Raw genomic sequence first — 23,768 nt, forward strand, 5'->3', positions numbered from 1 at the left:
CGCATTCTGATTCCAGGGTGTGGCGCTCTTTGGGCGCTCACAGTTAAACGAACCATAATAGGTTAGGTGAGCTTCCAGAAAACCTTCATTCCAGCCGGGCATCCCCGTCGAGTCAGCCTGATCGGTTCCACCGGTTCCATCGGTACGCAGGGACTGGACGTCATCGAAGAGGCATCCGGCCAATTCTCCGTGGCCGCCTTATCCGGCGGATATAACCTTGAACTGTTGGCTCGCCAGGCCATCAAGCACCGCCCTGCAATGGTCGGCAGCGCCGTGGAATCAAAGGATGAGCTGGCCGCGGCCATCCAGGAGGCCGCCGAGGACGCATCGGTGACCGGATACGAACCCGAGCTGGTGGTTGGCGCGCAGGCAGCCACCGAAGTAGCCGCGTTCGCCGAGGCCGACGTAGTGCTCAATGGCATCACCGGTGCCATTGGACTGGCTCCGACCATCGCTGCGCTGGAAGCCGGCCACCTGCTGGCCCTGGCAAATAAGGAATCCCTGATCATCGGAGGCCAGGTAGTCAAGCAGATCGCAGCCCCTGGCCAGATCTCGCCGGTAGACTCCGAGCACTCCGCCCTTGCCCAGGCCCTGCGCTCTGGTGCGCCGGAGGAAGTGGCCAAGCTGCTGGTCACGGCCTCCGGAGGCCCATTCTTCGGCTGCAGCTACGAGCAGCTGCGTGATGTCACCCCCGCCCAGGCACTGGCCCACCCGACTTGGGACATGGGGCGCATGGTCACCACCAACTCGGCCACCATGGTCAACAAGGCCCTGGAAGTCATCGAAGCCCACCTGCTTTTCGACGTGCCGCTGGAGAAGATCGAGCCCGTGGTGCACCGGCAGTCCATCGTCCACTCGATGGTGGAGTTCATCGACGGTTCGGTGATTGCCCAGGCATCGCCGCCGGACATGCGCCTGCCCATCGCCCTGGGCATCAATTGGCCGCATCGGGTCGACGGGGCCGCGAAGGCCTGCGATTTCTCCACCGCGGCCAGCTGGACCTTTGAACCGCTGGATGAAGAAGTCTTCAGCGCTGTGAAGCTTGCCAAGCAGGCAGCGTCCTCGTCGGGGACGCATATGGCCGTCTACAACGCCGCCAACGAAGTTGCAGTGGATGCCTTCCATGATGGAAAGATCCGCTTCACTGGCATCGTCGAGACCATTGAACGCGCACTGGACGCGTACACCCCGGTGAATGCCGAGCTGTCGGTGGAAACAGTGCTGGAAACCGATCGTTGGGCCCGTGCCCATGCAACGAAGATCATCGAGGCGAGCGCATGAGTGCATTGCTGTTCATCGGCGGCGTCCTGTTCATGCTGGTCGCCGTAGGGCTGTCCATCGCGCTGCATGAAATAGGGCACCTGGTGCCCGCGAAGCTCTTCAAGCTGCGGGTTCCGCAGTACATGATCGGTTTCGGCAAGACACTGGTTTCCTTCAAGCGGGGTGAAACCCAATACGGCATCAAGGCGCTGCCACTGGGCGGCTACATCTCGATGGTCGGCATGTACCCGCCACGCGAGCAGGTCGCTGCCGATGTTCCGGGGAAGAAGCCGAATCTCTTCCAGAAGGTCTTCGGCCAAATGGTCGATGACGCGCGTTCGCAGGCCAACGAAAACGTGCTGCCCAGCGATGAAGGCCGGTTGTTCTACCAGCTGCCGATCTACAAGCGCGTGATCATCATGCTCGGCGGCCCGATCATGAACCTGCTCATCGGGTTCGTGGTGATCGCCATAGTGCTCACCAGCTTCGGGCAGGCCACCCCGACCACCACGGTCTCCGAGGTGTACCAGTGCATTGCCAGCGCGCAGAACGCGGAGCAGACCGAATGCACCGACGAGGACGTCCCGGCTCCTGCCTACGAGGCTGGCCTGCTTCCCGGCGATACGATCACCGCGGTGAATGGCACCCCTGTCGCGCAAGCCGAGTGGAACAAGCTCACCGATGTCATCCGCGATCATCCAGGAGAGCCCATCACCCTGGAATACTCCCGTGACGGGCAGAGCCACACCACTGATCTGACCCCGTACCTGACCGAGCGTCCGGCCACTGACGAGAACGGCTACGTGCTGCTCGATGAGCACGGCGAATACATCATGACCAAGGTCGGTTTCGTCGGGATGGGCTCTTTGCAACGCGACTTGACCCAGCCCTTGAGCGCGGTGCCCGGCGTGATCGGGGAGCAGCTGCTGAAGATCGGCGATGTCATTCTTCACCTGCCCCAGCGCATGGTGGATGTCGCCCAAGCGGCCTTCGGCAATCAGGAACGCGACCCCAACGGGCCGGTGTCCATTGTGGGCGTAGGACGCATCGCCGGAGAGATCAGCGCCGAGGATTCCATCTCGGTTGCCGATAAATTCGCAACGTTGCTGTCGCTCGTCGGGGGCCTGAACTTGGCGCTGTTCGCCTTCAACCTGATCCCGCTGCTGCCGCTGGATGGCGGCCACGTGGTGGGAGCGTTGTACGAGGGGCTGAAGCGCATGTTTGCACGGATCTTCAAGATCAAGAAGGTCAAGCCGGTTGACACGGTCAAGCTACTGCCGCTGACCTATGTCGTCGTGGTGGCGATGCTGGTCATGGGCGGGCTCTTAATATATGCGGATATCTTCAAGCCGATACAACTGTTCTGAGACGAGAGAAATAAGCTGTAGACATGACTGTTTTTGCTGTTGAATACGCTTACGCCGAAAATTCCACCGAGCTGCGCGACGAACACCGTCCAGCGCACCGCGAGTACCTCGGGGGATTCCTTGGCGAAGGATCGGTACGCCTTCTGGCTTCGGGGCCAACTCCGGTCAGCGACGGCGCGCTGTTGATCTTCGCAGTCGAATCGCAGGTGGCATTGGAAGACGTGCTGTCCAATGACCCATTCCAGCTGGTTGGCGCAGTCGGCTCGGCCACCATCACAGAATGGAACCCGGTTATGGGCCTGCTGAAGGAATTCGCTTCCTAGGTGTGATGTCCAGGGACGTTGTTCTGGCCCCCGCCCGTAATGACACCGTGCCGATTCAAGAAGTATCTGTCCAGACCGCTCGCCATTGAAGGCATGTTAGAGTTTAGGGTATGTCGAGTCCCGAATCAGACAGGTCAGGGGTTGTCGGTCACACCGCCAGCCCCTTGAACCACTAGTTACGACGCCCACGATCTGTGTGGGCGTATGTCTGGCGTACCCGGGGCGCTGGCCGTGGTGACAAGAAGAACCATTTCTTGATCTCACACCTCGGAGTACTCGATGCCTTTTGCCCTCTACATGCTTGCCCTGGCGGTCTTCGTCATGGGCACTTCAGAATTCATGCTCGCGGGATTGCTCCCCGCGATCGCGACCGAACTTGACGTCTCGGTCGGCACTGCGGGCCTGCTGACCTCCGCATTCGCAGTCGGTATGGTCGTCGGCGCGCCAGTGATGGCGGCATTCGCTCGCCGTTGGCCACCGCGGCTCACATTGATCGTTTGCCTTCTCGTGTTCGCGGGAAGCCACGTCATCGGAGCGATGACACCAGTGTTCTCTCTCCTGCTCATCACCCGGGTGCTCAGCGCTCTCGCAAACGCAGGATTCCTCGCCGTAGCACTGAGCACGGCCACTACCCTCGTGCCAGCGAACCAGAAGGGGCGTGCACTGTCGATCCTGCTCTCCGGCACGACGATCGCAACCGTCGTGGGCGTCCCCGCCGGGGCACTGCTCGGCACAGCGCTGGGCTGGCGAACGACGTTCTGGGCGATCGCCATCCTCTGTATTCCCGCGGCCGTTGGAGTCATTCGTGGCGTCACGAACAATGTTGGTCGGAGCGAGACTAGCGCGACCTCACCAAGGCTCCGTGTCGAGCTCAGCCAGTTGGCGACGCCGCGGCTCATCCTGGCCATGGTACTCGGAGCGCTGATCAACGGAGGGACCTTTGCGGCATTCACCTTCCTGGCACCCATCGTGACCGAGACCGCGGGCTTGGCCGAAGCGTGGGTGTCCGTCGCGCTGGTGATGTTCGGCATCGGATCGTTCCTTGGCGTCACGATCGCAGGACGACTATCAGATCAACGACCTGGCCTCGTGCTCGCAGTCGGCGGACCGCTATTGCTGACAGGCTGGATCGTGTTGGCAGTGGTCGCATCTCATCCCGTCGCGCTTATCGTCCTCGTCCTCGTTCAGGGATTCCTGTCGTTCGGCGTCGGCAGTACTCTGATCACGCGTGTGCTGTATGCAGCATCGGGTGCGCCAACGATGGGCGGTTCGTACGCAACCGCAGCATTGAATATCGGAGCTGCAGCGGGGCCCGTGCTTGGTGCGCTCGGGCTCGCGACCGGGCTGGGGCTGCTCGCGCCGGTTTGGGTCGCTTCGGTGCTGACAGCGATCGCTCTCGTCATCATGCTTCTCACCAGACGCGCGCTTACGAAGACCGCGGCGGAGGCCAATTGATGACCCATCCGAACGCTCTTCTCACTCCTCGTGCCCGTCTCCGGTTAGCCCGGCTGATTGTCGAAGACGGCTATCCGGCCACGATCGCCGCAAAGATGTTCATGGTCTCCCCGATCACTGCCCGGAAATGGGCAGGCCGCTACCGGGAAGAGGGTGAGTTTGGGATGCAGGATCGCTCCAGCAAGCCGCACCGGATCCCAGGCAGGACGCCCGAGCATGTCAAGAAGAAGATCATCAACCTGCGCTGGCGGCTTCGACTGGGGCCAGCCCAGATCGCTGCGCGACTTGGTCTCTCGACGTCGACTGTTCACGCGGTCCTCGTCCGTTGCCGCGTGAACCGCCTCTCGCATATCGATCGTGTCACTGGCGAGCCATTGCGGCGATATGAGCATCCTCATCCGGGATCGTTGATTCATGTCGATGTCACGAAGTTCGGCAACATCCCCGACGGCGGTGGACATCGTTACGTAGGTCGGCAGCAAGGCGCACGGAACAAGCTCGCGACTCCGGGATTACCACGAGGAAAAGATCACAAGCCGCGCACCGGGACGGCGTTCGTTCACACAGTCATCGACGACCACTCCCGCGTCGCATACGCAGAAATCTGGTCGGATGAGCAGGCGAGCACAGCGGTGGGAGTTCTCGAACGCGCCGTGGCCTGGTTCGCCGAACGAGGCGTGACCGTCGAGCGAGTCCTATCCGACAACGGGTCGGCATACAGATCCCACGCATGGAGGGACTTCTGCGCTCGGCTCGGCATCCGACACAAGCGGACACGCCCCTACCGGCCGCAGACGAACGGGAAGATCGAGCGATTCCACCGCACGCTCGGGGACGGCTGGGCCTATGCCAGGTTTTACGGTTCAGAGGCCGAACGACGCCTGGCGCTGCCCGGCTGGCTCCACTTCTACAACCACCACCGACACCACTCTGCGATTGGCGGCGTACCCTTCGACCGACTCAACAACGTCCCTGGACATCACACCTAGGCGACAGGTTGCATGTGCCAGCCTCCGTTGTTCTGTACCAAGAACGGCGGAGGCTGGCTGCCTTAAACGGCATCGATGGCCCAGACTGGTAGGGGAGAAGAAAGGGGAGAGCATCATGGATGTGCAGATTACGCCGGCACTGGCGATCCCTGCAGCGGAGCTGAAATGGCATTTCTCCCGTTCTTCAGGCCCAGGCGGCCAGCATGTGAATACCTCTGACTCCCGCGTGGAGCTCGCTTGGGTGATTGGCGCTTCACGGGCATTGTCCGACTGGCAGCGCCAGAGGCTGCTCGAGAAACTCGGACCGCGCCTCGTGGCTGGAGCACTGGTCGTGACTGCCGCCGAGGAACGATCTCAATGGCGCAACCGCCAGATTGCGCAGGAGAAGCTGGGACGCATCATCGAAAAAGCCCTGGCGCCGGATGCGCCCGCGCGCAAAGCAACGAAAGCCACCCGGGGATCGCACCGGCGCAGGCTGAGCGCCAAGGCCAATCGCTCGGCCACGAAGCAGCTTCGCCGCAAGCCGGGAATGGACTGACCGGAGAAAGCAACTACTGTGTCCCATGTCACTGGAATCGGCGGAATGCCCGGTTTGGCGATGCGGTTGAAAGTAGATGAAGCGTCAGCTTTCTATTTTTTCTGCCCCAAGGAGAACACCTTATGACCACCAAAGTCCTCACCCTCGTCGGTTCCCTGCGCAACGGTTCGACCAACCAGCAGCTGGCGGAAGCCACTTCGCACAACGCCCCCGAAGGCATGGAAGTTTCAGTGTTCAGCGGCTTGGAGAATATCCCGTTCTACAACGAGGACCATGACGTGGAAGGTGGCGTTCCAGTCGCAGCCCAGGCCCTGCGCGACGCAGCCGGCGAAGCAGACGCGCTGATGCTGGTCACCCCCGAGTACAACGGCACCATGCCAGCTGTCTTGAAGAACGCCATCGACTGGCTGTCCCGTCCCTTCGGTGCCGGTGCACTAAAGGACATGCCAACCGTAGTCCTGGGCACCGCCTTCGGACAGTACGGCGGCGTCTGGGCACAGGACGAAGCACGCAAGGCACTGAACATCGCCGGCGCCAACGTACTTGAAAACGTCAAGCTGGCCATCCCGAACTCGGTAGTGCGCTTCGCAGAACTGCACCCGAAGGACGACGCTGAAGTTGTCGAGCAGGTTTCCGGCGTGCTGAAGAGCATCAAGGAAATCGCCGAAGCCAACTAGGCTTTCGCAGGCTCCAGCTGCAAAATGATGGGAGAAGGGCCACGGTTCCCGTGGCCTTTCTCGCATCAATACCCGCTCACCGCGATACGGTGACATACTTGGAGTAGAGACATACCCACAATCTATTCGGAGGCGTCCATTGACTTCGGTCAGCCTAGGCATGCCGGCAGGCCCACCGCCGGTACTCGCACCACGACGTAAGACTCGTCAGTTCCAGGTTGGATCCGTAGGTGTCGGCTCCGACTCGCCGATTTCGGTCCAGTCGATGACCACCACCAAGACCCACGACATCAACGCCACCCTGCAGCAGATCGCTGAGCTGACCGCTGCCGGCTGCGACATCGTGCGCGTTGCTTGCCCAACGGACAAGGACGCGGAAGCGCTGAAGATCATCGCGATGAAGTCGCAGATCCCGGTCATCGCCGATATCCACTTCCAGCCCAAGTACGTCTACGCCGCCATCGAGGCAGGTTGCGGCGCCGTACGCGTGAACCCGGGCAATATCCGACAGTTCGATGACCAGGTCAAGGAAATCGCACAGGCTGCCAAGGACCACGGCACGTCGATCCGCATTGGCGTCAACGCCGGCTCACTGGACCGCCGCCTGCTGCAGAAGTACGGCAAGGCCACCCCTGAAGCACTGGTCGAATCGGCTGTCTGGGAAGCCTCCCTGTTCGAGGAACACGGCTTCCACGACTTCAAGATCTCGGTCAAGCACAACGACCCGGTGATCATGGTCCGCGCCTACGAGATGCTGGCAGAGCGCGGCGACTGGCCGCTGCATCTGGGCGTGACCGAGGCCGGTCCTGCGTTCCAGGGCACCATCAAGTCCGCGACCGCTTTCGGTGCACTGCTTTCCCAGGGCATTGGTGACACCATTCGCGTATCGCTGTCGGCCCCACCGGTCGAGGAAGTCAAGGTCGGCAACCAGATCCTGGAATCGCTGAACCTGCGTCCGCGCAAGCTGGACATCGTTTCCTGCCCCTCCTGCGGTCGTGCCCAGGTGGATGTCTACACTTTGGCTGAGCAGGTTACTGCTGGGCTGGAAGGCATGAAGGCTCCACTGCGCGTGGCAGTCATGGGCTGCGTCGTCAACGGACCGGGCGAAGCCCGCGATGCGGACCTCGGTGTAGCTTCGGGCAACGGCAAGGGACAGATCTTCGTCAAGGGGGAGGTCATCAAGACCGTCCAGGAAGACCAGATTGTCGAGACTTTGATCGAAGAAGCCAACCGTTTGGCGGCAGAAATGGGACTGGACAATGACGAGAATCCTTCCTCGGGTTCTCCCGTGGTCTCCGTCAGCTAGAACTAGCCGACGAAGCGTCGAGGGAGCGCCGCGCATCTTGGGCCGTCGTGACACGGCCGCCCTCATCGAGTTGCTCGATCGCGACCCCGTCGCCAACATCTTCACCCGTTCGCAGGTGAACATCCACAAGTCTGCGGTTCCAGATGGCTTTGCCCATATCGTTGGCTTGGATGGCAGTGAAGGCCTTGAATCGGCATGCTGGGTGGGCGCCAATATGGCGCCCACCGCCATGCCGGAGGCCGATGCCCAGAAATTCGCCATGCATGCCATCGAGACCCGCCAGCGATTCGCCTCGGTCTTCGGCCCGGCGGAAACCGTGCTGGCCATGCATGAGGTCTTGCGGGACGGTCCGCAAGAAATTTTCGAGCTCCGGGCGAATCAGCCATTAATGGCGATCTCGTACAACCCGTCGGGCGTTCGACGCAATCGGCTCCGCCCGGCCCAGGTCCAGGAATTCGATCGAGTGCTGCCGGCCAGCGCAGCAATGTTCGAAGAGGAACTTGGCTATTCGCCGTTGGAAAACGGGGGAAGCTTCTACCGCAATCGTGTACGTCAGCTAATTCGTGACGGGCATACCCTCATGGACTGCGACCAGCGGGGCAACGTGATTTTCAAGGCTGACCTGGGCACGGTCACGGATGAAGTTGTGCAAATCCAAGGTGTTTGGGTGAATCCGATGTACCGCGGACAGGGGTTGGCTGCCGGCTACATGGCCTCCGCTGTGGACTACGCAATGCAGTTCGCGCCAGTCGTGAGCCTCTACGTCAACGATTTCAACACCGCTGCGATTAAGACATATCAGCGCATCGGATTTGAACAGGTCGGAACCTTCGCGACGATCCTGTTCTGATCTCCGAAGCCGGCGCCATGGAAAAGCCTTAATTTTCGAAGCCGACGATGCTGATTCGCTCGCAGATTCCTGTATGGCTTCAGCACAGCGAGCCTCGATGCCGTGGGCAATTGCAGCGCAACCCGATCGCGCGACGGGCGCCGCAATGAAAATGTCGACCCCGGCTTTGTCCTCGTGATGTTTCGTCTTGCGCCCAACGCGGAAGCAACAATGCCCAGCGAATGATCCGCGGTCTTCTAGACTCGAAGGTGTAACGGCGACGGTGATGGGAAAATTGGTGGTTCGAGGCTTTGGCGCTAGAGCGCACTTGGGCGCTGCTATGTGCGCAGCAGTACTCCTGATGAGCGGGTGCAGCTCACCAGAAGCCGAAGTCGGCGCATCACCGGTAGCCCAGGTTCGCCTCGATGGCGCACAGCTGGAGAACCTGCTCGAGGAATTCGCCCAAGAAGAAAAGAATTCCGAGGTCATCAGCGACAAGCAACTTCGTGAGAACATTCCGCAAGCCCGGGAATGGATCGAGAACGTCAAAGTGAATCCCAGCAAATGCGGGGTCACTTTTGCTGAGCCAGTAGCCGATCAATTGAGGAACGCCACGATGGGCGCCATTGAATTCGAGGACAGCTACCTCACGGTCACAATCTACAAGGATTCTGAATTCTTGCAGGCCCAATGGGATGCCAAAACGGCGGCCAACGCTGATTGCACGCGGTACACCGTCAAGCGGGGCAACGAGACTCGTGCCTATCATCTTGCCAAGCAGCCCATAGATTCTTCAGCAGGATTATCCGATGGGTATGTGATCACCAGCAGTGATGGGTCGTCGACCCAGCAGCAGCTGATCATTCGCACTGCCAGCTCGAATGTCCTTCTCGGTCTACAGCGCTCCACATCAGCGGGGAACACCGCGAATGAAGTTGAAGAAGCATCAGAGATCCTTCAAAAGCTCATGGGCCAGCTGACCCAGTAGTTTATTTTTACGACGTCGTCGGCTCTTCGGCGGCAACAACGGAAAGCAGTAAATGACTAAGCGTTTAACCCTTTGGGCCCTGCCATTGGCGGTGAGCATGATGCTGGCCGGCTGTTCTTCAAATTCAGCTAGTGAACCTGCGCAATCGGCTGCTTCAACGACTTCCGTAGACAGCCAGAAAGAGGCTGCCTCGGATGGCGCGCTCACTGCCGAGCAGGTGAAATCCGTCGCTTCCAAGCTTATGGAAGGCGACAACGCAGTCCAGGTGGTCGGCAACGAGCAAATGCAGCAGCAACTGGAAATTGCCAAGAACGCGAAGGCTCCCAGCGGCATCAAGCCGGAGAAATGCGCAGAGTTGAATGCCAAGTATTCAGTCACCGACTTGACAGCATCCGTATCCGCAACGGCAACCAGCTCCTCGGAATCCGTCGGCAAGGTCGTGCAGGTCTTCTCCTTGACAGACGATGCCACCCGCAACAACGTTTCACAGGCGCTGACCCTGGATGATCTAGAGGGATGCGAAAACGTCACCGTTGAGACCGGTGGCGAAAAAATCGAAACTGAACGCCAGATCCTGCCCTTGGACGTCAAAGCTGACCAGTCGTTGACCATGTCGACTCAAATGGACGCAGGTGGAGGACAGCTATTAACCTCGATCGTGGTGCAGGCGCTGCGGGACGGCGATTTCGTCCTGGTTACCTTGCAGACAGGTTCGCAGCAAGCAGCTGAGCTGGCCGCGCAAGCGGTGGAATTGACGGATCGTGCGTTCGCCGAAATCGACGCGGTTCGAAAGCAATAGTCGCATGTGGTCGGTGCCCCGACTCGCCAATATCAGGCGGTGCTGCGCGTAGGAGCGGGATGCCCGTGGCGGTAGCGACGCTGATAGTTTGCCGAGAAGCAATGCATCTTCCGAGTCACATTGAAGCCCCTGGCAGTTGAAGTGCGATTCGACTGCCAGGGGCTTGTTCATGTGCGGCACCTGCGGATTTCTCTTTGACTGATGCTTTCCTGGCAGTGGGTGGCGCTTGACCAGCTCTTGACGATTCAAGTGAACAGCTTGCTCAAGTCCATTTGCTGCAACACTCTCTTGTTGTCTTTTTATTTCCAACATATTGTGAAATGCTGTGGGTGGCTTATCATCACCATAGTGAGGAAATCACCATGAAAAAGCGTTCACTCTGGGTGCTGCCCGTAGCAGTTGCCCTGGCACTGACCGGTTGCAGCTCGAACTCGGGAACCGAAGGAGCTGCAGGCTCTTCGGAGGCCCCTCAGGAACAGGAAAGCACGGCAGTCCCGGCGCTGACCGCCGAGCAAGCCGCTGCGGTCGCCAAAACTCTCGGTGGAGACGAACCGAATGTGCAGGTTCTGGATAGCGCTGCGTTGAGCGCCTCGGTTGAAAGCGCCAAGGGACTGATCGATCAGATGGAGATCGAACCAGCGCAGTGCGCGGAATACGTTGCGCAGCAGGGAACCCAGGACCTGGACGGCGTCAACATGGCTGCAGCGATTGTCGTCGGCGAGGCCGGTGAGAGCAGCAGCTATTCGGTCGCTGGCTACGAGGATGCTGCCAAGCTGGAAGCAATCAACAAGATGGCAGATGCCAAGGACTTGCAGGGTTGCGAGGACTTCTCGATGAAGGTAGCAGGCCAGGAAGTTTCGGCCTCTGCCAAGATCCTGGATGCTGAGTCTGACGCAGACAAGACGATCGCTACCCACACCGCCATGACCATGAACGGTGCTGAAGTGCCGGGCGGTTCGTACCAGATTCAGGGCGTAGTTGGCGACAACGTCGTTGCCGTCTCCCACACCCAAACCACCGAACAAAGTGAAGACGAGGCTGTGAAGACTCTCGTTGATGAACTGAACAAGGCGGTTGCAGAGGTCAAGGCGGCGGCCAAGTAGGCTCGCTTCCGGTGGCGAATGCCCCTCTGGTTCCTGGACCAGAGGGGCTTCGCGCATTTACATGGAAAATACTTCCAAAGTGAGGCAGCAGCTGCCGATGGATGGAGTGGTCTCAGGCGAAGGTTCGGTTGAGAACCTGCTGATGAACCGTGTCCATGGCCAGTGGAGCGGCGCAATGTGCGGACACGCTCCGAGCAAGAATCAGTGAGAAACGCGCACCGAGGCGGTGTCTCGTTTAAAGTCACCTCCTCAATAAGCAAGAACCTTGCAACGCCCAGCAGTGGCCCAGAAGCGGGAGCAAGCTACTGAAAACGCAACACGGTTCCGCTCGACCCCTTGAATTTATTGGGAAGTCGCCGAAAGCTGTAGCATTGTCTAAGGCCAATTTTCTGGCCAAATCCCATTTGATTTTGCATAGCTAGTCGGCATCCGGAAATATCTCTGAAGTCGACGGACGGAAAAGGACACCCCGAGTGGTTTTGAAGCTTTCCACTACCTTCTTGCGCACCTTGCGTGAAGATCCGGTTGACGCCGAAGTCGCCAGCCACAAGTTGTTGGTACGCGCCGGTTACATCCGTCGTGCGGCCCCGGGAATCTACACCTGGTTGCCGTTGGGTTTGAAGGTCCTTGCGCGTGTTGAAGCTATCGTTCGCGAGGAAATGAACGCTATCGGCGGCCAGGAAGTCCACTTCCCAGCGCTGTTGCCACGCGAGCCTTACGAGCAGACCGGCCGCTGGACCGAATACGGCGAAGGCCTGTTCCGCCTCAAGGACCGCAAAGATGCGGATTACCTCCTGGCTCCGACCCATGAGGAAATGTTCACCCTGCTGGTGAAGGACCTGTACAACTCGTACAAGGATCTGCCGGTCTACCTGTACCAGATCCAGAACAAGTACCGCGACGAAGCACGTCCGCGCGCGGGCCTGCTGCGCGGCCGCGAATTCATCATGAAGGATTCCTACTCCTTCAACATCGATGACGAGGGCCTGGACGAGGCCTACATGGCGCACCGTGCCGCCTACCTGAAGATTTTCGAGCGCCTGGGACTGGAAGTTGTCCCGGTCTTCGCGCAGGCAGGCGCCATGGGCGGCTCCAAATCCGAGGAGTTCCTGCATCCAACGGCTATCGGCGAGGACACCTTCGTGCGTTCGGCAGGCGGCTATGCTGCGAACGTCGAGGCTGTGACCACCGTGGTGCCAGAATCCATCGATTACACCAACGCACCTGCGTTCGAGGTCGTCGATACCCCGGATACCCCGACCATCGAAACCCTGGTGGCCGCGGCCAACGAGCTGCGCCCACGCGTGGGCGGTGCCTGGGAAGCCAAGGATACCCTGAAGAACGTTGTCCTGGCCGTGACCGACCCTGAAGGCAATCGCCAGCTGGTAGTCATCGGTGTTCCAGGTGACCGCCAGGTGGACCTGAAGCGCGTCGAAGCTACCGTAGGTGCCCCGCTGGGCATCATCGGCGAGGTCCAGGTTGAAGCCGCTAACGGCGAAGACCTGGCCAAGCACCCAGAATTGGTTGCTGGCTACATCGGCCCGGGCAACGGCCTGGACAAGGCTGTTCTGGGTACCGAGGGAACCAGCGGCATCACCTACCTGGTTGATCCCCGTGTCGTATCCGGCACCTCGTGGATCACCGGCGCCAACGAAAAGGGCAAGCACGTCTTCGGCCTGGTGGCCGAGCGCGACTTCGGCTTTGACGGCACCATCGAGTCGGTCAACGTGCTCGAAGGAGATCCGGCACCGGATGGCTCCGGCCCGCTGCGCACCGAACGCGGCATCGAAATGGGACACATCTTCCAGCTCGGCCGCAAGTACGCCGAAGCACTGGATCTGCGGGTCCTGGATCAGAACGGCAAGCTGACCGTCGTCACCATGGGTTCCTACGGCATTGGCGTCACCCGTGCGGTAGCCGCGCTCGCCGAGGCGTACCACGACGAAAACGGCCTGGCATGGCCAAAGCAGGTTGCCCCAGCCGACATCCACATGGTTGTCACCGGCAAGGGCCCAGAGCTGCTGGAAGCCGCCGAGAAGCTGGCCGTCGAATTCGAAGCGGCCGGCCTGGAGGTCATCCTGGACGACCGTCCAAAGGTTTCCGCTGGCGTGAAGTTCTCCGATGCGGAACTGATCGGCATCCCAACCATTGTCGTGGTGGGCCGTGGCCTCGCAGAGGGCGTAGTCGAGGTCAAGGACCGTACCTCAGGCGAACGCCGCGACGTCAAGGTCGAGGACGTCGTTGCGGAGCTGTCTGCCTAAGAGCGCGGCAGCCGAAAACCGAATAGGGGAGCAGCGCGGTGCAAGAGATCTTGGAATTGCTGTCCGTCAACGGTGAACCCGTCTCCTTCTGGCCCCTGGCCTTGCTGCTTCTGGCAGCCTTGGGCGCTGGATGGATCGACGCGGTGGTTGGCGGCGGCGGCCTGATCCAATTGCCCGCGCTGCTTCTTTTCCCCGGCATCACTCCGGTGCAGGCGCTGGCCACGAATAAGCTCGGCTCAATCTTCGGGACTGCAACCAGCGCGGTGACCTACTACCGGCGCACCAGCCCGGATTTGAGAACTGCGATTCCGATGGCATTGACCGCGATGCTCGGGGCGTTCGGCGGAGCCGCGCTGGCAACAATACTTCCAGCCGAAGCGATTCAGCCCATCATCATCGCAGCACTCATTGCGGTGCTGCTCTTCACGATCCTCAAGCCCAAAGCGGGGGAGCTGTCGCGCCTGCGCTACACCGGGCATGGGCACTATCTGCGCGCCATCCTGATCGGGCTGCTGATCGGCGGCTACGACGGGATGATCGGGCCAGGCACTGGATCGTTCTTGATCATCGCCATGGTGACGGTGCTGGGCTACAACTTCCTGCAGTCCTCCGCCAAGGCGAAGATCGTGAACCTGTGCACCAATCTGGGTGCGTTGCTGCTCTTCGTCCCGACGGGGCACGTCTTGGTAGCCTTGGGCCTGGCCATGGGCTTGATGAATATGCTCGGCGGCTACCTCGGCGCGCGCATGGCCATCTCAAAAGGCAGCGCCTTCATACGCATCGTCTTCGTGATCGTCGTTTCGGCACTGATCATCAAGCTCGGTTCGGATCTGATCCTGGCCGGCAACTGAAAGGTCTAGCGGCTTCCGGCAGCTGATGTGCTAATTGGCGGGTAACCGGTATGATGCTGGACCTGTTGCGGTTCGATGGCATGAACCATGGAACTGGTCGGCATTTGCGCGATCCTGAAGGTCAGGAAGCTAGAGCCTAATGCGGCTTTGTAAAGTTGGGCAATTGTCGTTCGGGGTTCCAGCGGATCCACGGTCTTCAACGCGGTGGAACCGATTGATACGTACAAGAACCACAAATCGTTGTTCTCGGGGTCGAGGGTAGCGACCAGCACCGGAGGCTGATGCGCGGCTACGAGCGACATGACGTCGTTGACAGATTCTCCGGATTGAGCAATGACAATGGGCATGCCCTGAATCCAACCATGTGCGCTGAGCTGCGCACGACCTTGCCGTGAACTGATCACTTCGCTGACCAGTTCAGCTATCGTCGAACGCATGTATCGACCTGACATTTCAATACCTCCAATTGACGACCTAGCTGCAAGTGGTTAGTTCCCCAATAAGTGGAAGAAAGCGGAAAGTCTCACTCCGTTTCAGCGGAGCTGAATGCCGAATCTCAAGCACTTGTTATTCACCATAGACCCTTTGGCAGTGAATATCGAGAGCAGTTGAGTAGGAATGAAATTCATGTAGTTACAGCTCCATTCGATGGCGGGGAGAATAGGGAAGATTGGTAACTGAAATTACGGTCGATTACGAAAAACCAGTATCGGGTATGCCAGTTTCAACGAGGGGCAAGGTTAAAAACCACTGATCGGTGAAACATTGCCTGCTTCATCTCGACAGAAACGCCCGTTCCAACCCTGGTCATAATTCGCCGTGGAAAATCAAGGTTGTAATTATTTCGTGATAAATCAACGACGAGGGAAATATACCAGAAAAAATCTGCTGGAATTCAAGCTATTTCTTGGACTCGCCAGTTTCCAAGAGACGGTAGTCACTACTTGATCCGTGCAGTTCGCGGAGAGCTTGGAATGCTAGGGCGGAAATTTCCAATCCAGCGGCGCCATCGGTGTTTCCCGCTGCTACGACCAGCGCTTCAGCAAAATCTTCTTCGGCTGCTGCGGAGAGCGTGGTTAGTTCTTCCAGTCCGCCTTCGGGCAATGCATAGGCGGGCTCGCGCAGGTCTGCACATCGGTCGTCAACGACGTCGCGCAGGCTGCGAAGCTGATTTCCCAATTCGCTGCGCCGATCTTCAATGGCATCCTCGGCTGACGCAGCGCCACGAGCAGCAGTGAGCTGAAGAAGGAAATCCAGCGCGTAGCCGCGGTCCAGTGCACGGGCGACGGCCGTTGGCTCGATGTCCTGTGCTCCGGTGATTTCCATAGCCGGGTCCAGCAGATCTGCATGCGGCAGGCAGGCTACCAGCTGGTCATTCTGCTTTTCCTCGCCCGCGACTTTGCTCAGCGGCAGGGCCAAGTCGAGGTCGCGCTCGTCACCTGATGATGCAAGTGCACGGCGGGCATCCAGATTGATCTGGAAGGCAATCTCGGCCAGTTTAGAATCCCTGGGAAGCGACGGCTCCTCGAATGCAGGCATCTGTGCCGAGACATTGGCGACATTCGTGGCAAGGGCAACCAGTGCGTCGGGGGAGTAGCGTTGCGGCAACGCCGCAGGTTCTTGGTCATGGAAACGCAATTCGCCGAGCAGCGCTGAACCCTGCGACAAGGAAGTTGCCAGTGCGGACAGCTGCGACGCGTTTTCCTCGGGTGCCAGTTTGGCCAAAGCCTGGGCCTGGGATGCCAGATCCGCGAGCTTTGCTCCCTGTTCCCACATCGTGCGTTGATCGGCGCTGGCTTCGCTGACTTGTTCGGGCAGTCCGTGCTCGACCAGGGCACCATGAAAGAGCGTGCTGCCTATTCCCCACGTCACTGCCACGGCAACTGCGCCAGCCAAGGTAGGAGCAATCCAGCCCGGAGCACGGCGTGCTTGCCTGTCGGAGCGAGGGGAGGAATAAGGCGTTTTTTCAGTCATAGCGTTTCGATCATGCCATGATCAACACAGGCAATGAGGGCATTGGCAGGGCCGCGCGCCGCGATGAATGGAAAATGGGCGTGAGTTCCTTCACCTGTGCCCGTTTGGATGTTCTCAATGTGCAGAACGCGATATAGGCTTAAAGGACAACATCGAATAGCGTGGGAGGATATCCATGACCGGAATGCCGGCCGATACCGAACCGGAAGCGCAGCGTCTGACTGCATTGCTCTCCAAAGACGTAGAATCCCACGGGCTTCTCTTAGAAGAAGTCACCTTGCGTCCCTCCGGCAAGCAAATGATCCTGCAGATCATCGTCGACAAGGCTGACGGGCATGAAACGCTGGACCTCGATGAACTTGGCGAAGTCACCACCACCATCTCCAATGCCCTGGACAAGGACGCCGTCTATGCGAATGCGGCTCCATACGAACTCGAAGTCAGTTCCCCGGGACTCTCCCGCCCGTTGACTGCCCAGCGCCATTGGATCCGCGCCATCAACCGCATGGTCAAGCTTTCACTGGCGGACGGCACGAAGCTCCGCGGACGACTGCTAGAGGTCAACGAAAATGACGTGCTGGTTGCCGAGCACCGCGAGCCGGCCAAGAAGGGCATGAAGGTCAAGGTGCTCGAACCTGCGACCCATGCATTTGAAAATATCCGCAAAGCAGTTGTCGATCCAGAACTGAACTTCGACGACGCGCTCTTGGACACTGTCGATACTGAAGATTTGGAGGGCTAAGCGTGGATATTGATATGAATGCGCTGCGCATCCTGGAAAAAGACCGCGACATCCCGATGGATGTCTTGATTCCAACCATCGAGTCGGCCCTGCTGCTGGCCTACAACAAGACCGAAGGCGCCATGCCCGGCGCTCGCGCGCATATTGAGCGCAGCAACGGCCATGTGGCGATCCTGGTGGAAGACCGCGATAACGCTGGCGTGCTCCTGGGCGAATTCGACGATACTCCTCACGGCTTCGGCCGCATTGCCGCTTCGACCGCACGCCAGGTGATCATGCAGCGCCTGCGGGAAGCAGAAGATGCGCAGGTCGTCGGCGAGTACGCGGCCCGTGTCGGCACCTTGATCTCCGGCGTCATCCAGCAGGGCTACTCCTCGCACATGGTGCAGGTCAAGCTCGGCGACCTGGAAGCGCTGCTGCCACCGGTCGAGCAGTCGCCAGGTGAGAAGTACCAGCACGGCAACCGCCTGCGCGCCTACGTTGTCTCGGCCGAGCGCGGCAACAAGGGCCCGGCCATTACCCTGTCGCGCTCCCACCCGAACCTGGTTCGCCGGCTGTTCGAAATGGAAGTTCCGGAAATCGCTGACGGCACCGTCGCGGTCGAGGCGCTGGCCCGCGAAGCTGGCCACCGCACCAAGATCGCCGTGCGTGCAACCAAGGCCGGCGTCAACGCCAAGGGCGCCTGCATTGGCGAAATGGGAACCCGCGTGCGCGCTGTGATGAACGAGCTGAATGACGAAAAGATCGACATCGTCGATTACAACGAGGATCCAGCAAAATTCATCGCAGCGGCCCTGTCCCCGTCGAAAGTCATCTCGGTGGAGATCCTGGACGAAAGTGAACGCCGTGCCCGCGTGGTTGTCCCCGACTCCCAGCTCTCGCTGGCGATCGGCAAGGAAGGGCAGAATGCCCGCCTCGCAGCCAAGCTGACCGGTTGGCGCATCGACATCCTGGCCGCATCGGGCGGCAAGGAACCGCAGCTGTAAGCAGCTGCCGAAGAATTCCAGTTCAGCGTGCTGGACGCCTGGTTGCGTGTGAGCCGCATCTCATGCGCGCTATGGCGTCCAAACGCGCTAGACTAGTAGATGGCTCGTAATAACTTGGGAAGGTGGCGACGGCGCTCGCATGAAGCTGCATCAGCAACGCACGTGCATTGGCTGTCGAACCGTAACCAATAAGAGCGAGCTGCTCCGTTGGGTCCTCAAAGACGGTGCACCGCTGCGTGCGGTGAATCTGGATCTGCAAGGTTCCGCTTTCGGGCGGGGCGCTTGGACCCACGGGACCGAAAAGTGTGTGCAGCAAGCAGTGCAGCGCCGAGCGTTCGCGCGGACCTTCAGATCCGCGGTAGACGATTCGCAGGTACTGCAGGAATTCACTGCATACGAAGATCAGTTGGCAGCAAGCCAGCTATCTGGCAAACATGATGAAAGCGGGTCAGAAATCTGATGGCAACCCGATGAGTCGGCAATGCTGAGCGCACAACGATGAATTATCAGTTCTGCGTGATCCACCGTGCGACGGAAGAATTTCACGAATTACACAGCTGATCTGCCAGACCGCTGATCCAAAGATTTATCTTTTGATACCGGGGTTTGAGCAGATCGCATCGACACAGGAGAGATGTGGCTAAACCCCGCGTTCACGAGCTCGCCAAAGAGCTCGGAATCACTTCAAAAGAAGCACTAACCAAGTTGCAGGACATGGGCGAATTCGTTCGTTCCGCTTCCTCGACCGTTGAACCACCCGTAGCGCGCAAGCTGCGCGACGCATTCCCGGGTTCGAACGGTGCCGCCAAGCCAGCAGCTGCGAAGCCAGCCGCCGCCAAGCCAGCGACCCCTGGAGCTCCAAAGCCGGCAGCTACCCCAGGTGCCTCGGCGCCGAAGCCAGGCTCCAAGCCAGCTCCGGCTCCTGCTGCACCAGCAGCACCTGCCGCTCCAACCGCGAAGGCAACCCCTGGCGCTCCATTGCCGGGTGCAGCCCCAGCGCCGAAGCCAGGCGCCAAGCCGGCTCCAAAGCCAGGCGCTCCGCGCCCAGGCAACAACCCGTTCTCGTCCCAGCAGGGAATGCGCGGCGCTGAGTCCGGCGAACGCCGTGGTGGCGGCAGCCGCGAAGGCGGTCGTGCCCCACGTCCAGGCGCCCCACGTCCGGGCGGTCCACGTCCAGGCAACAACCCGTTCTCCTCGCAGCAGGGCATGCGCGGCGAAGGTGGCCAGGGCGGTCCTCGTCCGCCACGTGACGGCCAGCGCGGTCCACGTCCAGCTGGTGCCGGCGGTCCACGCCCGGCCCGCGACGGCCAGGGCGGCCCACGCCCGCCACGCGATGGCCAGCAGCGCGGTCCACGTCCAGCCGGCGCAGGCGGCCCACGCCCAGCAGGCCAGGGCGCTCCACGCCCAGCTGGTGCAGGCGGTCCACGCCCAGGCGCCGGCACCGCTGCAACTCCGCGCATGATGCCTAACCGCACCGATCGTCCAGCCCCAGCAGGCGGCGGACGTCCTGGTGCAGGTGCCGGCGGACGCGGTCGCCCAGGTGGCGGCGGCGGTGGCGGCACCGGTGGCGGCTTCCGCCCAGGCGCACCACGCGGCCGCGGTGGCGTTGGCGGCGCTTTCGGCAAGGGAGGCGCCGGTCGCGGCAAGCAGCGCAAGTCCAAGCGCGCAAAGCGCCAAGAATTGGAGCAGATGAGTGCTCCGTCATTGGGCGGCGTGAATGTTCCGCGCGGCACCGGTGACACCGAGATCCGTCTGCGCCGCGGCGCGTCGATCACCGATTTCGCTGACAAGATTGGCGCCAACCCGGCCGCACTGGTGACCGTGCTGTTCCACCTCGGTGAAATGGCTACCGCAACCCAGTCGCTGGATGAGGCGACCTTCGAGGTGCTCGGTGAAGAGCTGGGCTACAAGGTGCTTGTCGTCTCCCCAGAGGACGAGGACAAGGAGCTGCTCGAAGGCTTCGGACTGGACCTGGAAGCCGAACTTGAGGCCGAAGGCGAAGACGTGCTCGAAGAGCGCGCCCCGGTCATCACCATCATGGGCCACGTCGACCACGGTAAGACCCGACTGCTGGATGCCATCCGCCAGTCGAACGTCATCGAGGGCGAGCACGGCGGCATCACCCAGCACATCGGTGCATACCAGATCAACCATGAGCACGAGGGTCGCCAGCGCGCGATGACCTTCATCGATACCCCGGGCCACGAGGCGTTCACCGCCATGCGTGCCCGCGGTGCCGAGGTCACCGACGTTGCAGTGCTGGTTGTCGCAGCGGACGACGGCGTCATGCCGCAGACCGTGGAAGCGCTGAACCACGCACAGGCTGCCGGCGTGCCGATCATCGTCGCAGTGAACAAGGTCGATAAGGAAGGCGCCAACCCTGACAAGGTCATGGGCCAGCTGACCGAGTACGGCCTGGTTCCCGAGGAATACGGTGGCGACACCATGTTCGTGAAGGTTTCTGCACTGCAGAAGCAGGGTATCGAAGAGCTGCTGGACGCTGTCCTGCTGACTTCCGATGTCCTGGAACTGAAGGCGAACCCGGACAAGTCCGCTCGCGGCGTGGCTATCGAAGCGAACCTGGACAAGGGCCGCGGTTCGGTTGTCACCGTCCTGGTCCAGTCCGGTACCCTATGCGTTGGCGACACCATGGTGGTGGGCACCGCCCACGGCCGTGTGCGTGCAATGTTCAACGAGAACGGCGAGAACCTCGACGTGGCACTGCCATCGCGTCCGGTACAGGTCCTGGGCATGTCCTCGGTTCCGCGTGCTGGCGACGGCTTCCTGATCACCGATGACGAGCGCACCGCCCGCCAGATCGCTGACAAGCGCGAGACCGCAGAGCGCAATGCGTTGCTGGCCAAGCGCCGCAAGCGCATCACCTTGGAAGACTTCGACAAGGCTGTTGCCGATGGCAAGATCGATACCCTGAACCTGATCCTCAAGGGTGACGCTTCCGGTGCTGTCGAGGCACTGGAAGACTCGCTGATGAAGATCGAGGTAGGCGACGACGTGCAGCTGCGCGTGATCCACCGCGGTGTTGGTGCGATCACCCAGAACGACGTCAACCTGGCAACCGTGGACAACGCCATCATCATTGGCTTCAACGTCCGCCCAGCCGAGCGCGTGGCAGAACTGGCCGACAAGGAAGGCGTCGACATGCGCTTCTACTCGGTCATCTACTCCGCGATCGACGACATCGAAGCAGCGCTCAAGGGCATGCTCAAGCCGGAATACGAAGAAGTGGCCCTCGGTACCGCCGAGATCCGCCAGGTCTTCCGCTCCTCGAAGTTCGGCAACATTGCCGGTTCGATCATCCGCTCGGGCACTATCAAGCGCAATTCCAAGGCCCGCCTGGTACGCGACGGCAACGTCGTGGGCGACAACCTGTCGATCGATTCGCTGCGCCGCGAGAAGGACGATGTCACCGAGGTCCGCGAGGGCTTCGAATGCGGTATCGGCCTGGGGTCGTTCAACGACATCAAGGAAGGCGACATCATCGAGACCTTCGAGATGCGCGAAAAGCCACGCGACTAATTGCCGACAGGCAATTAGCAGTGTGACTCACTGATTCGTGGGCGTTTGACCGATAAGCTTTGGTCAAGCGCCCACGAGTTTTGAACCATTAGGAGAAAACCATGGCTGATTCAGCCCGCGCCGCACGCCTGGCTAAGCGCGTACAGGTCCTTATGGCCCAGTCGCTGCGCAACGTCATCAAGGACGAGCGCATCGACAACGTCACCGTGACCGATGCCCGTGTCACCAACGACCTGCAGCACGCTACGGTGTACTACACCGTCTTTGGCGATGACGAGATGAAGAAGGACATCGCCGCCCTGCTGGAAAAGCGTGGCGGCGCCCTGCGCAAGGAATTGGGCCGGAACCTGACCATCCGCCTGACCCCGACGCTGGCCTTCGTCGCTGACGAGATTCCCGAGGGTGCCTCGCACCTGGAGGAACTGCTGGCCAAGGCCCGCGAGAAGGACGCTGAGGTCGCGGCCCTGCGCGAAGGCAAGGACTTCGCCGGAGACCAGGACCCATACAAGAAGGACGAGGACGCCGAAGAAGCCTAGGAGCTTCCCGGAATCCTTCCGCCCGGATGCAATGCTGGGGATCGCACCATGGTGCGATCCCCAGCATTTTTAATTCATGAGTTTCCGTCGCGGCAATCCCTCCGGTGGATGCCGGTGATCAGCGGGCTATCCGGGCGCTGAGCAGGGTGCCCGAAGGCGTCAGGGCGTTGGCGGTGACCGCCACCCTGGTGCCGTCGATTGCCACATCAGAAGCCATTGGCACCGGCAGCACCGTCATGGACTCGCTGTGCCGGATGGCTCCCACGCCGCCACCGAAGAGCTCGGCCACGAACACCCGGCCGCGGTCATCGACCGCCACCCCGGTCGGGGCATTCAGCCCGGTGGCCACTAGCTGCGTGACCTTGCTGTGCAGGTTCATCCGGTAGACCTTGCCCATCGACAGGCCCTCGCCCGGAACGCCGGGCAAGACGGTGTAGTAGAGCCACTGCTTGTGCACGGTGATGTCGGTAGGCACCGGCTGGGCCCAGTAATCCAGGCCCATCATGCACTCCGGAAAGGACAAGCCCATTTTTCCGGCCAAAGCCGCTACTTGCTCGGTGATCTTGATCGGCTCAGCCGGCAACGTCTTCAGCAGGGTCACCGTGCCGTCGGCTGCGACGTGGTAGAGGGCGTTGCCCCCGGCATCGCTCACGTACAGGCCGTTGGCGGCCGGAACGCTGGAGTACGGGTGCGAGTACACCTCGCCATGGGTCTGGAGGTACGGGGCCAGGGCCAGGCATTCGGGTGAGGCGTCACGTACGCCGTAGAGCGTCTGGCCATCCGGGTCGTGGGCCACCTCGTATTCGAACAGGTCCGCCAAGCTACGGGTGGATCCCTGGGCATCAATGGCCTTGACCAGTGCGGGCCCTTCGGCTTGCGGATCTTCATCCGTGCCGGCGAGGTTCTCGAAGTAGTAGGTGTTGCCACGGTCATGCGAGACGCCCGCGATTTCCTTGCCGGGAGCCGATACCAAGACCTGGCGGGTGCCATCAGTTGAGATGGATGACAGGATTCCGCCGAAGGCCTCGGCGACAAGGTACGAGCCTTCGGGACCGAAAGCCACCTTGAGCGGACCGACGAGTCCCTCGGCAACGGACTGCACCGAATCAATGGACGGCTTGCTGTGCGCGGACGCAGCGGCAGCGTGGGCGGGGGCAGCGACGAGCGGCACGGTAAGTAGCGATCCCGCCGCGAGGGCAGCGAGAACTCGGGATTTCATGGGAGATTCTCCTGGGAGTGCGAGTGAG

At 60.7% G+C, this 23,768-nt stretch carries 23 protein-coding genes; 20 read left to right on the forward strand and 3 right to left on the reverse strand.

Annotation, left to right across the window (positions count from 1 at the left end):
* Positions 1–66: 66 nt before the first annotated feature.
* From dxr to ACLQ8T_RS04750, 15 genes are all read left to right on the forward strand, one after another.
* On the forward strand, positions 67–1,281 hold the full coding sequence (gene dxr, locus ACLQ8T_RS04680) for a 1-deoxy-D-xylulose-5-phosphate reductoisomerase (RefSeq protein ID WP_052253501.1): 1,215 nt from the start codon (positions 67–69) through the stop codon (positions 1,279–1,281).
* The gene (locus tag ACLQ8T_RS04685) at positions 1,278–2,627 is read left to right on the forward strand and encodes a M50 family metallopeptidase (protein ID WP_413455836.1); all 1,350 of its coding nucleotides are present in this window, start codon (positions 1,278–1,280) and stop codon (positions 2,625–2,627) included. Before dxr ends, ACLQ8T_RS04685 begins: the two co-directional genes overlap by 4 nt.
* 23 nt (positions 2,628–2,650) lie before the next feature.
* A complete protein-coding gene (locus tag ACLQ8T_RS04690; protein ID WP_413455837.1) occupies positions 2,651–2,950 on the forward strand; it encodes a YciI family protein in 300 nt (99 codons plus the stop codon).
* A gap of 204 nt (positions 2,951–3,154) precedes the next feature.
* Positions 3,155–3,208, forward strand: coding sequence for a chloramphenicol resistance leader peptide (locus ACLQ8T_RS04695; protein WP_011113070.1), 54 nt, complete (start codon positions 3,155–3,157; stop codon positions 3,206–3,208).
* A 21-nt stretch (positions 3,209–3,229) separates the two neighbouring features.
* Positions 3,230–4,405: a chloramphenicol efflux MFS transporter Cmx gene (gene cmx / locus ACLQ8T_RS04700; RefSeq protein WP_047217927.1), complete on the forward strand. Its 1,176-nt coding sequence runs from the start codon at positions 3,230–3,232 to the stop codon at positions 4,403–4,405.
* Complete coding sequence (locus ACLQ8T_RS04705) at positions 4,405–5,394, forward strand: IS481-like element IS5564 family transposase (protein ID WP_011113072.1); 990 nt, start codon at positions 4,405–4,407, stop codon at positions 5,392–5,394. Before cmx ends, ACLQ8T_RS04705 begins: the two co-directional genes overlap by 1 nt.
* A 115-nt stretch (positions 5,395–5,509) precedes the next feature.
* Positions 5,510–5,932, forward strand: a complete 423-nt coding sequence (arfB, locus tag ACLQ8T_RS04710) for an alternative ribosome rescue aminoacyl-tRNA hydrolase ArfB (RefSeq protein WP_038989686.1) — start codon at positions 5,510–5,512, stop codon at positions 5,930–5,932.
* 122 nt (positions 5,933–6,054) lie between these two features.
* Positions 6,055–6,609 carry an NADPH-dependent FMN reductase gene (locus ACLQ8T_RS04715; RefSeq protein WP_413455838.1) on the forward strand — a complete coding sequence of 185 codons (555 nt, stop codon included), beginning with the start codon at positions 6,055–6,057 and terminating at the stop codon, positions 6,607–6,609.
* A gap of 139 nt (positions 6,610–6,748) precedes the next feature.
* A complete protein-coding gene (ispG, locus tag ACLQ8T_RS04720) occupies positions 6,749–7,915 on the forward strand; it encodes a flavodoxin-dependent (E)-4-hydroxy-3-methylbut-2-enyl-diphosphate synthase (RefSeq protein WP_038989684.1) in 1,167 nt (388 codons plus the stop codon).
* A gap of 37 nt (positions 7,916–7,952) precedes the next feature.
* Positions 7,953–8,765: a GNAT family N-acetyltransferase gene (locus ACLQ8T_RS04725; protein WP_413455839.1), complete on the forward strand. Its 813-nt coding sequence runs from the start codon at positions 7,953–7,955 to the stop codon at positions 8,763–8,765.
* Positions 8,766–9,105: 340 nt separating this feature from the next.
* The gene (locus ACLQ8T_RS04730; protein ID WP_413455840.1) at positions 9,106–9,732 is read left to right on the forward strand and encodes a hypothetical protein; all 627 of its coding nucleotides are present in this window, start codon (positions 9,106–9,108) and stop codon (positions 9,730–9,732) included.
* Between the two features lie 52 nt (positions 9,733–9,784).
* A complete protein-coding gene (locus tag ACLQ8T_RS04735) occupies positions 9,785–10,531 on the forward strand; it encodes a hypothetical protein (protein ID WP_413455841.1) in 747 nt (248 codons plus the stop codon).
* 362 nt (positions 10,532–10,893) lie between these two features.
* On the forward strand, positions 10,894–11,634 hold the full coding sequence (locus ACLQ8T_RS04740; protein WP_038989677.1) for a hypothetical protein: 741 nt from the start codon (positions 10,894–10,896) through the stop codon (positions 11,632–11,634).
* Positions 11,635–12,107: 473 nt separating this feature from the next.
* A complete protein-coding gene (locus ACLQ8T_RS04745; RefSeq protein ID WP_413455842.1) occupies positions 12,108–13,895 on the forward strand; it encodes a proline--tRNA ligase in 1,788 nt (595 codons plus the stop codon).
* Positions 13,896–13,954: 59 nt separating this feature from the next.
* On the forward strand, positions 13,955–14,746 hold the full coding sequence (locus ACLQ8T_RS04750) for a TSUP family transporter (RefSeq protein ID WP_204723231.1): 792 nt from the start codon (positions 13,955–13,957) through the stop codon (positions 14,744–14,746).
* A gap of 5 nt (positions 14,747–14,751) precedes the next feature.
* Here the strand turns inward: ACLQ8T_RS04750 and ACLQ8T_RS04755 are convergent, their stop codons facing one another.
* Together ACLQ8T_RS04755 and ACLQ8T_RS04760 are read right to left on the reverse strand one after the other, a co-directional pair.
* The gene (locus tag ACLQ8T_RS04755) at positions 14,752–15,093 is read right to left on the reverse strand and encodes a hypothetical protein (protein ID WP_413455843.1); all 342 of its coding nucleotides are present in this window, start codon (positions 15,091–15,093) and stop codon (positions 14,752–14,754) included.
* A gap of 553 nt (positions 15,094–15,646) precedes the next feature.
* Positions 15,647–16,720, reverse strand: a complete 1,074-nt coding sequence (locus ACLQ8T_RS04760; RefSeq protein ID WP_413455844.1) for a hypothetical protein — start codon at positions 16,718–16,720, stop codon at positions 15,647–15,649.
* Positions 16,721–16,895: 175 nt separating this feature from the next.
* On the opposite strand from ACLQ8T_RS04760, the gene rimP reads away from it, so the two are divergent.
* From rimP to rbfA, 5 genes are all read left to right on the forward strand, one after another.
* Positions 16,896–17,462, forward strand: a complete 567-nt coding sequence (gene rimP / locus ACLQ8T_RS04765) for a ribosome maturation factor RimP (protein WP_413455845.1) — start codon at positions 16,896–16,898, stop codon at positions 17,460–17,462.
* 2 nt (positions 17,463–17,464) lie between these two features.
* On the forward strand, positions 17,465–18,448 hold the full coding sequence (gene nusA, locus ACLQ8T_RS04770) for a transcription termination factor NusA (RefSeq protein WP_038989667.1): 984 nt from the start codon (positions 17,465–17,467) through the stop codon (positions 18,446–18,448).
* Between the two features lie 139 nt (positions 18,449–18,587).
* Positions 18,588–18,908 carry a YlxR family protein gene (locus tag ACLQ8T_RS04775; protein WP_413455846.1) on the forward strand — a complete coding sequence of 107 codons (321 nt, stop codon included), beginning with the start codon at positions 18,588–18,590 and terminating at the stop codon, positions 18,906–18,908.
* Positions 18,909–19,084: 176 nt separating this feature from the next.
* On the forward strand, positions 19,085–21,985 hold the full coding sequence (infB, locus tag ACLQ8T_RS04780) for a translation initiation factor IF-2 (protein ID WP_204721236.1): 2,901 nt from the start codon (positions 19,085–19,087) through the stop codon (positions 21,983–21,985).
* 101 nt (positions 21,986–22,086) lie between these two features.
* Positions 22,087–22,521 carry a 30S ribosome-binding factor RbfA gene (rbfA, locus tag ACLQ8T_RS04785; RefSeq protein ID WP_073706748.1) on the forward strand — a complete coding sequence of 145 codons (435 nt, stop codon included), beginning with the start codon at positions 22,087–22,089 and terminating at the stop codon, positions 22,519–22,521.
* Between the two features lie 118 nt (positions 22,522–22,639).
* Here the strand turns inward: rbfA and ACLQ8T_RS04790 are convergent, their stop codons facing one another.
* On the reverse strand, positions 22,640–23,740 hold the full coding sequence (locus ACLQ8T_RS04790; RefSeq protein ID WP_413455847.1) for a ScyD/ScyE family protein: 1,101 nt from the start codon (positions 23,738–23,740) through the stop codon (positions 22,640–22,642).
* Positions 23,741–23,768 lie beyond the last annotated feature (28 nt).

The organism is Glutamicibacter sp. FR1 (assembly GCF_047300825.1).
Classification (GTDB): domain Bacteria; phylum Actinomycetota; class Actinomycetes; order Actinomycetales; family Micrococcaceae; genus Glutamicibacter; species Glutamicibacter nicotianae.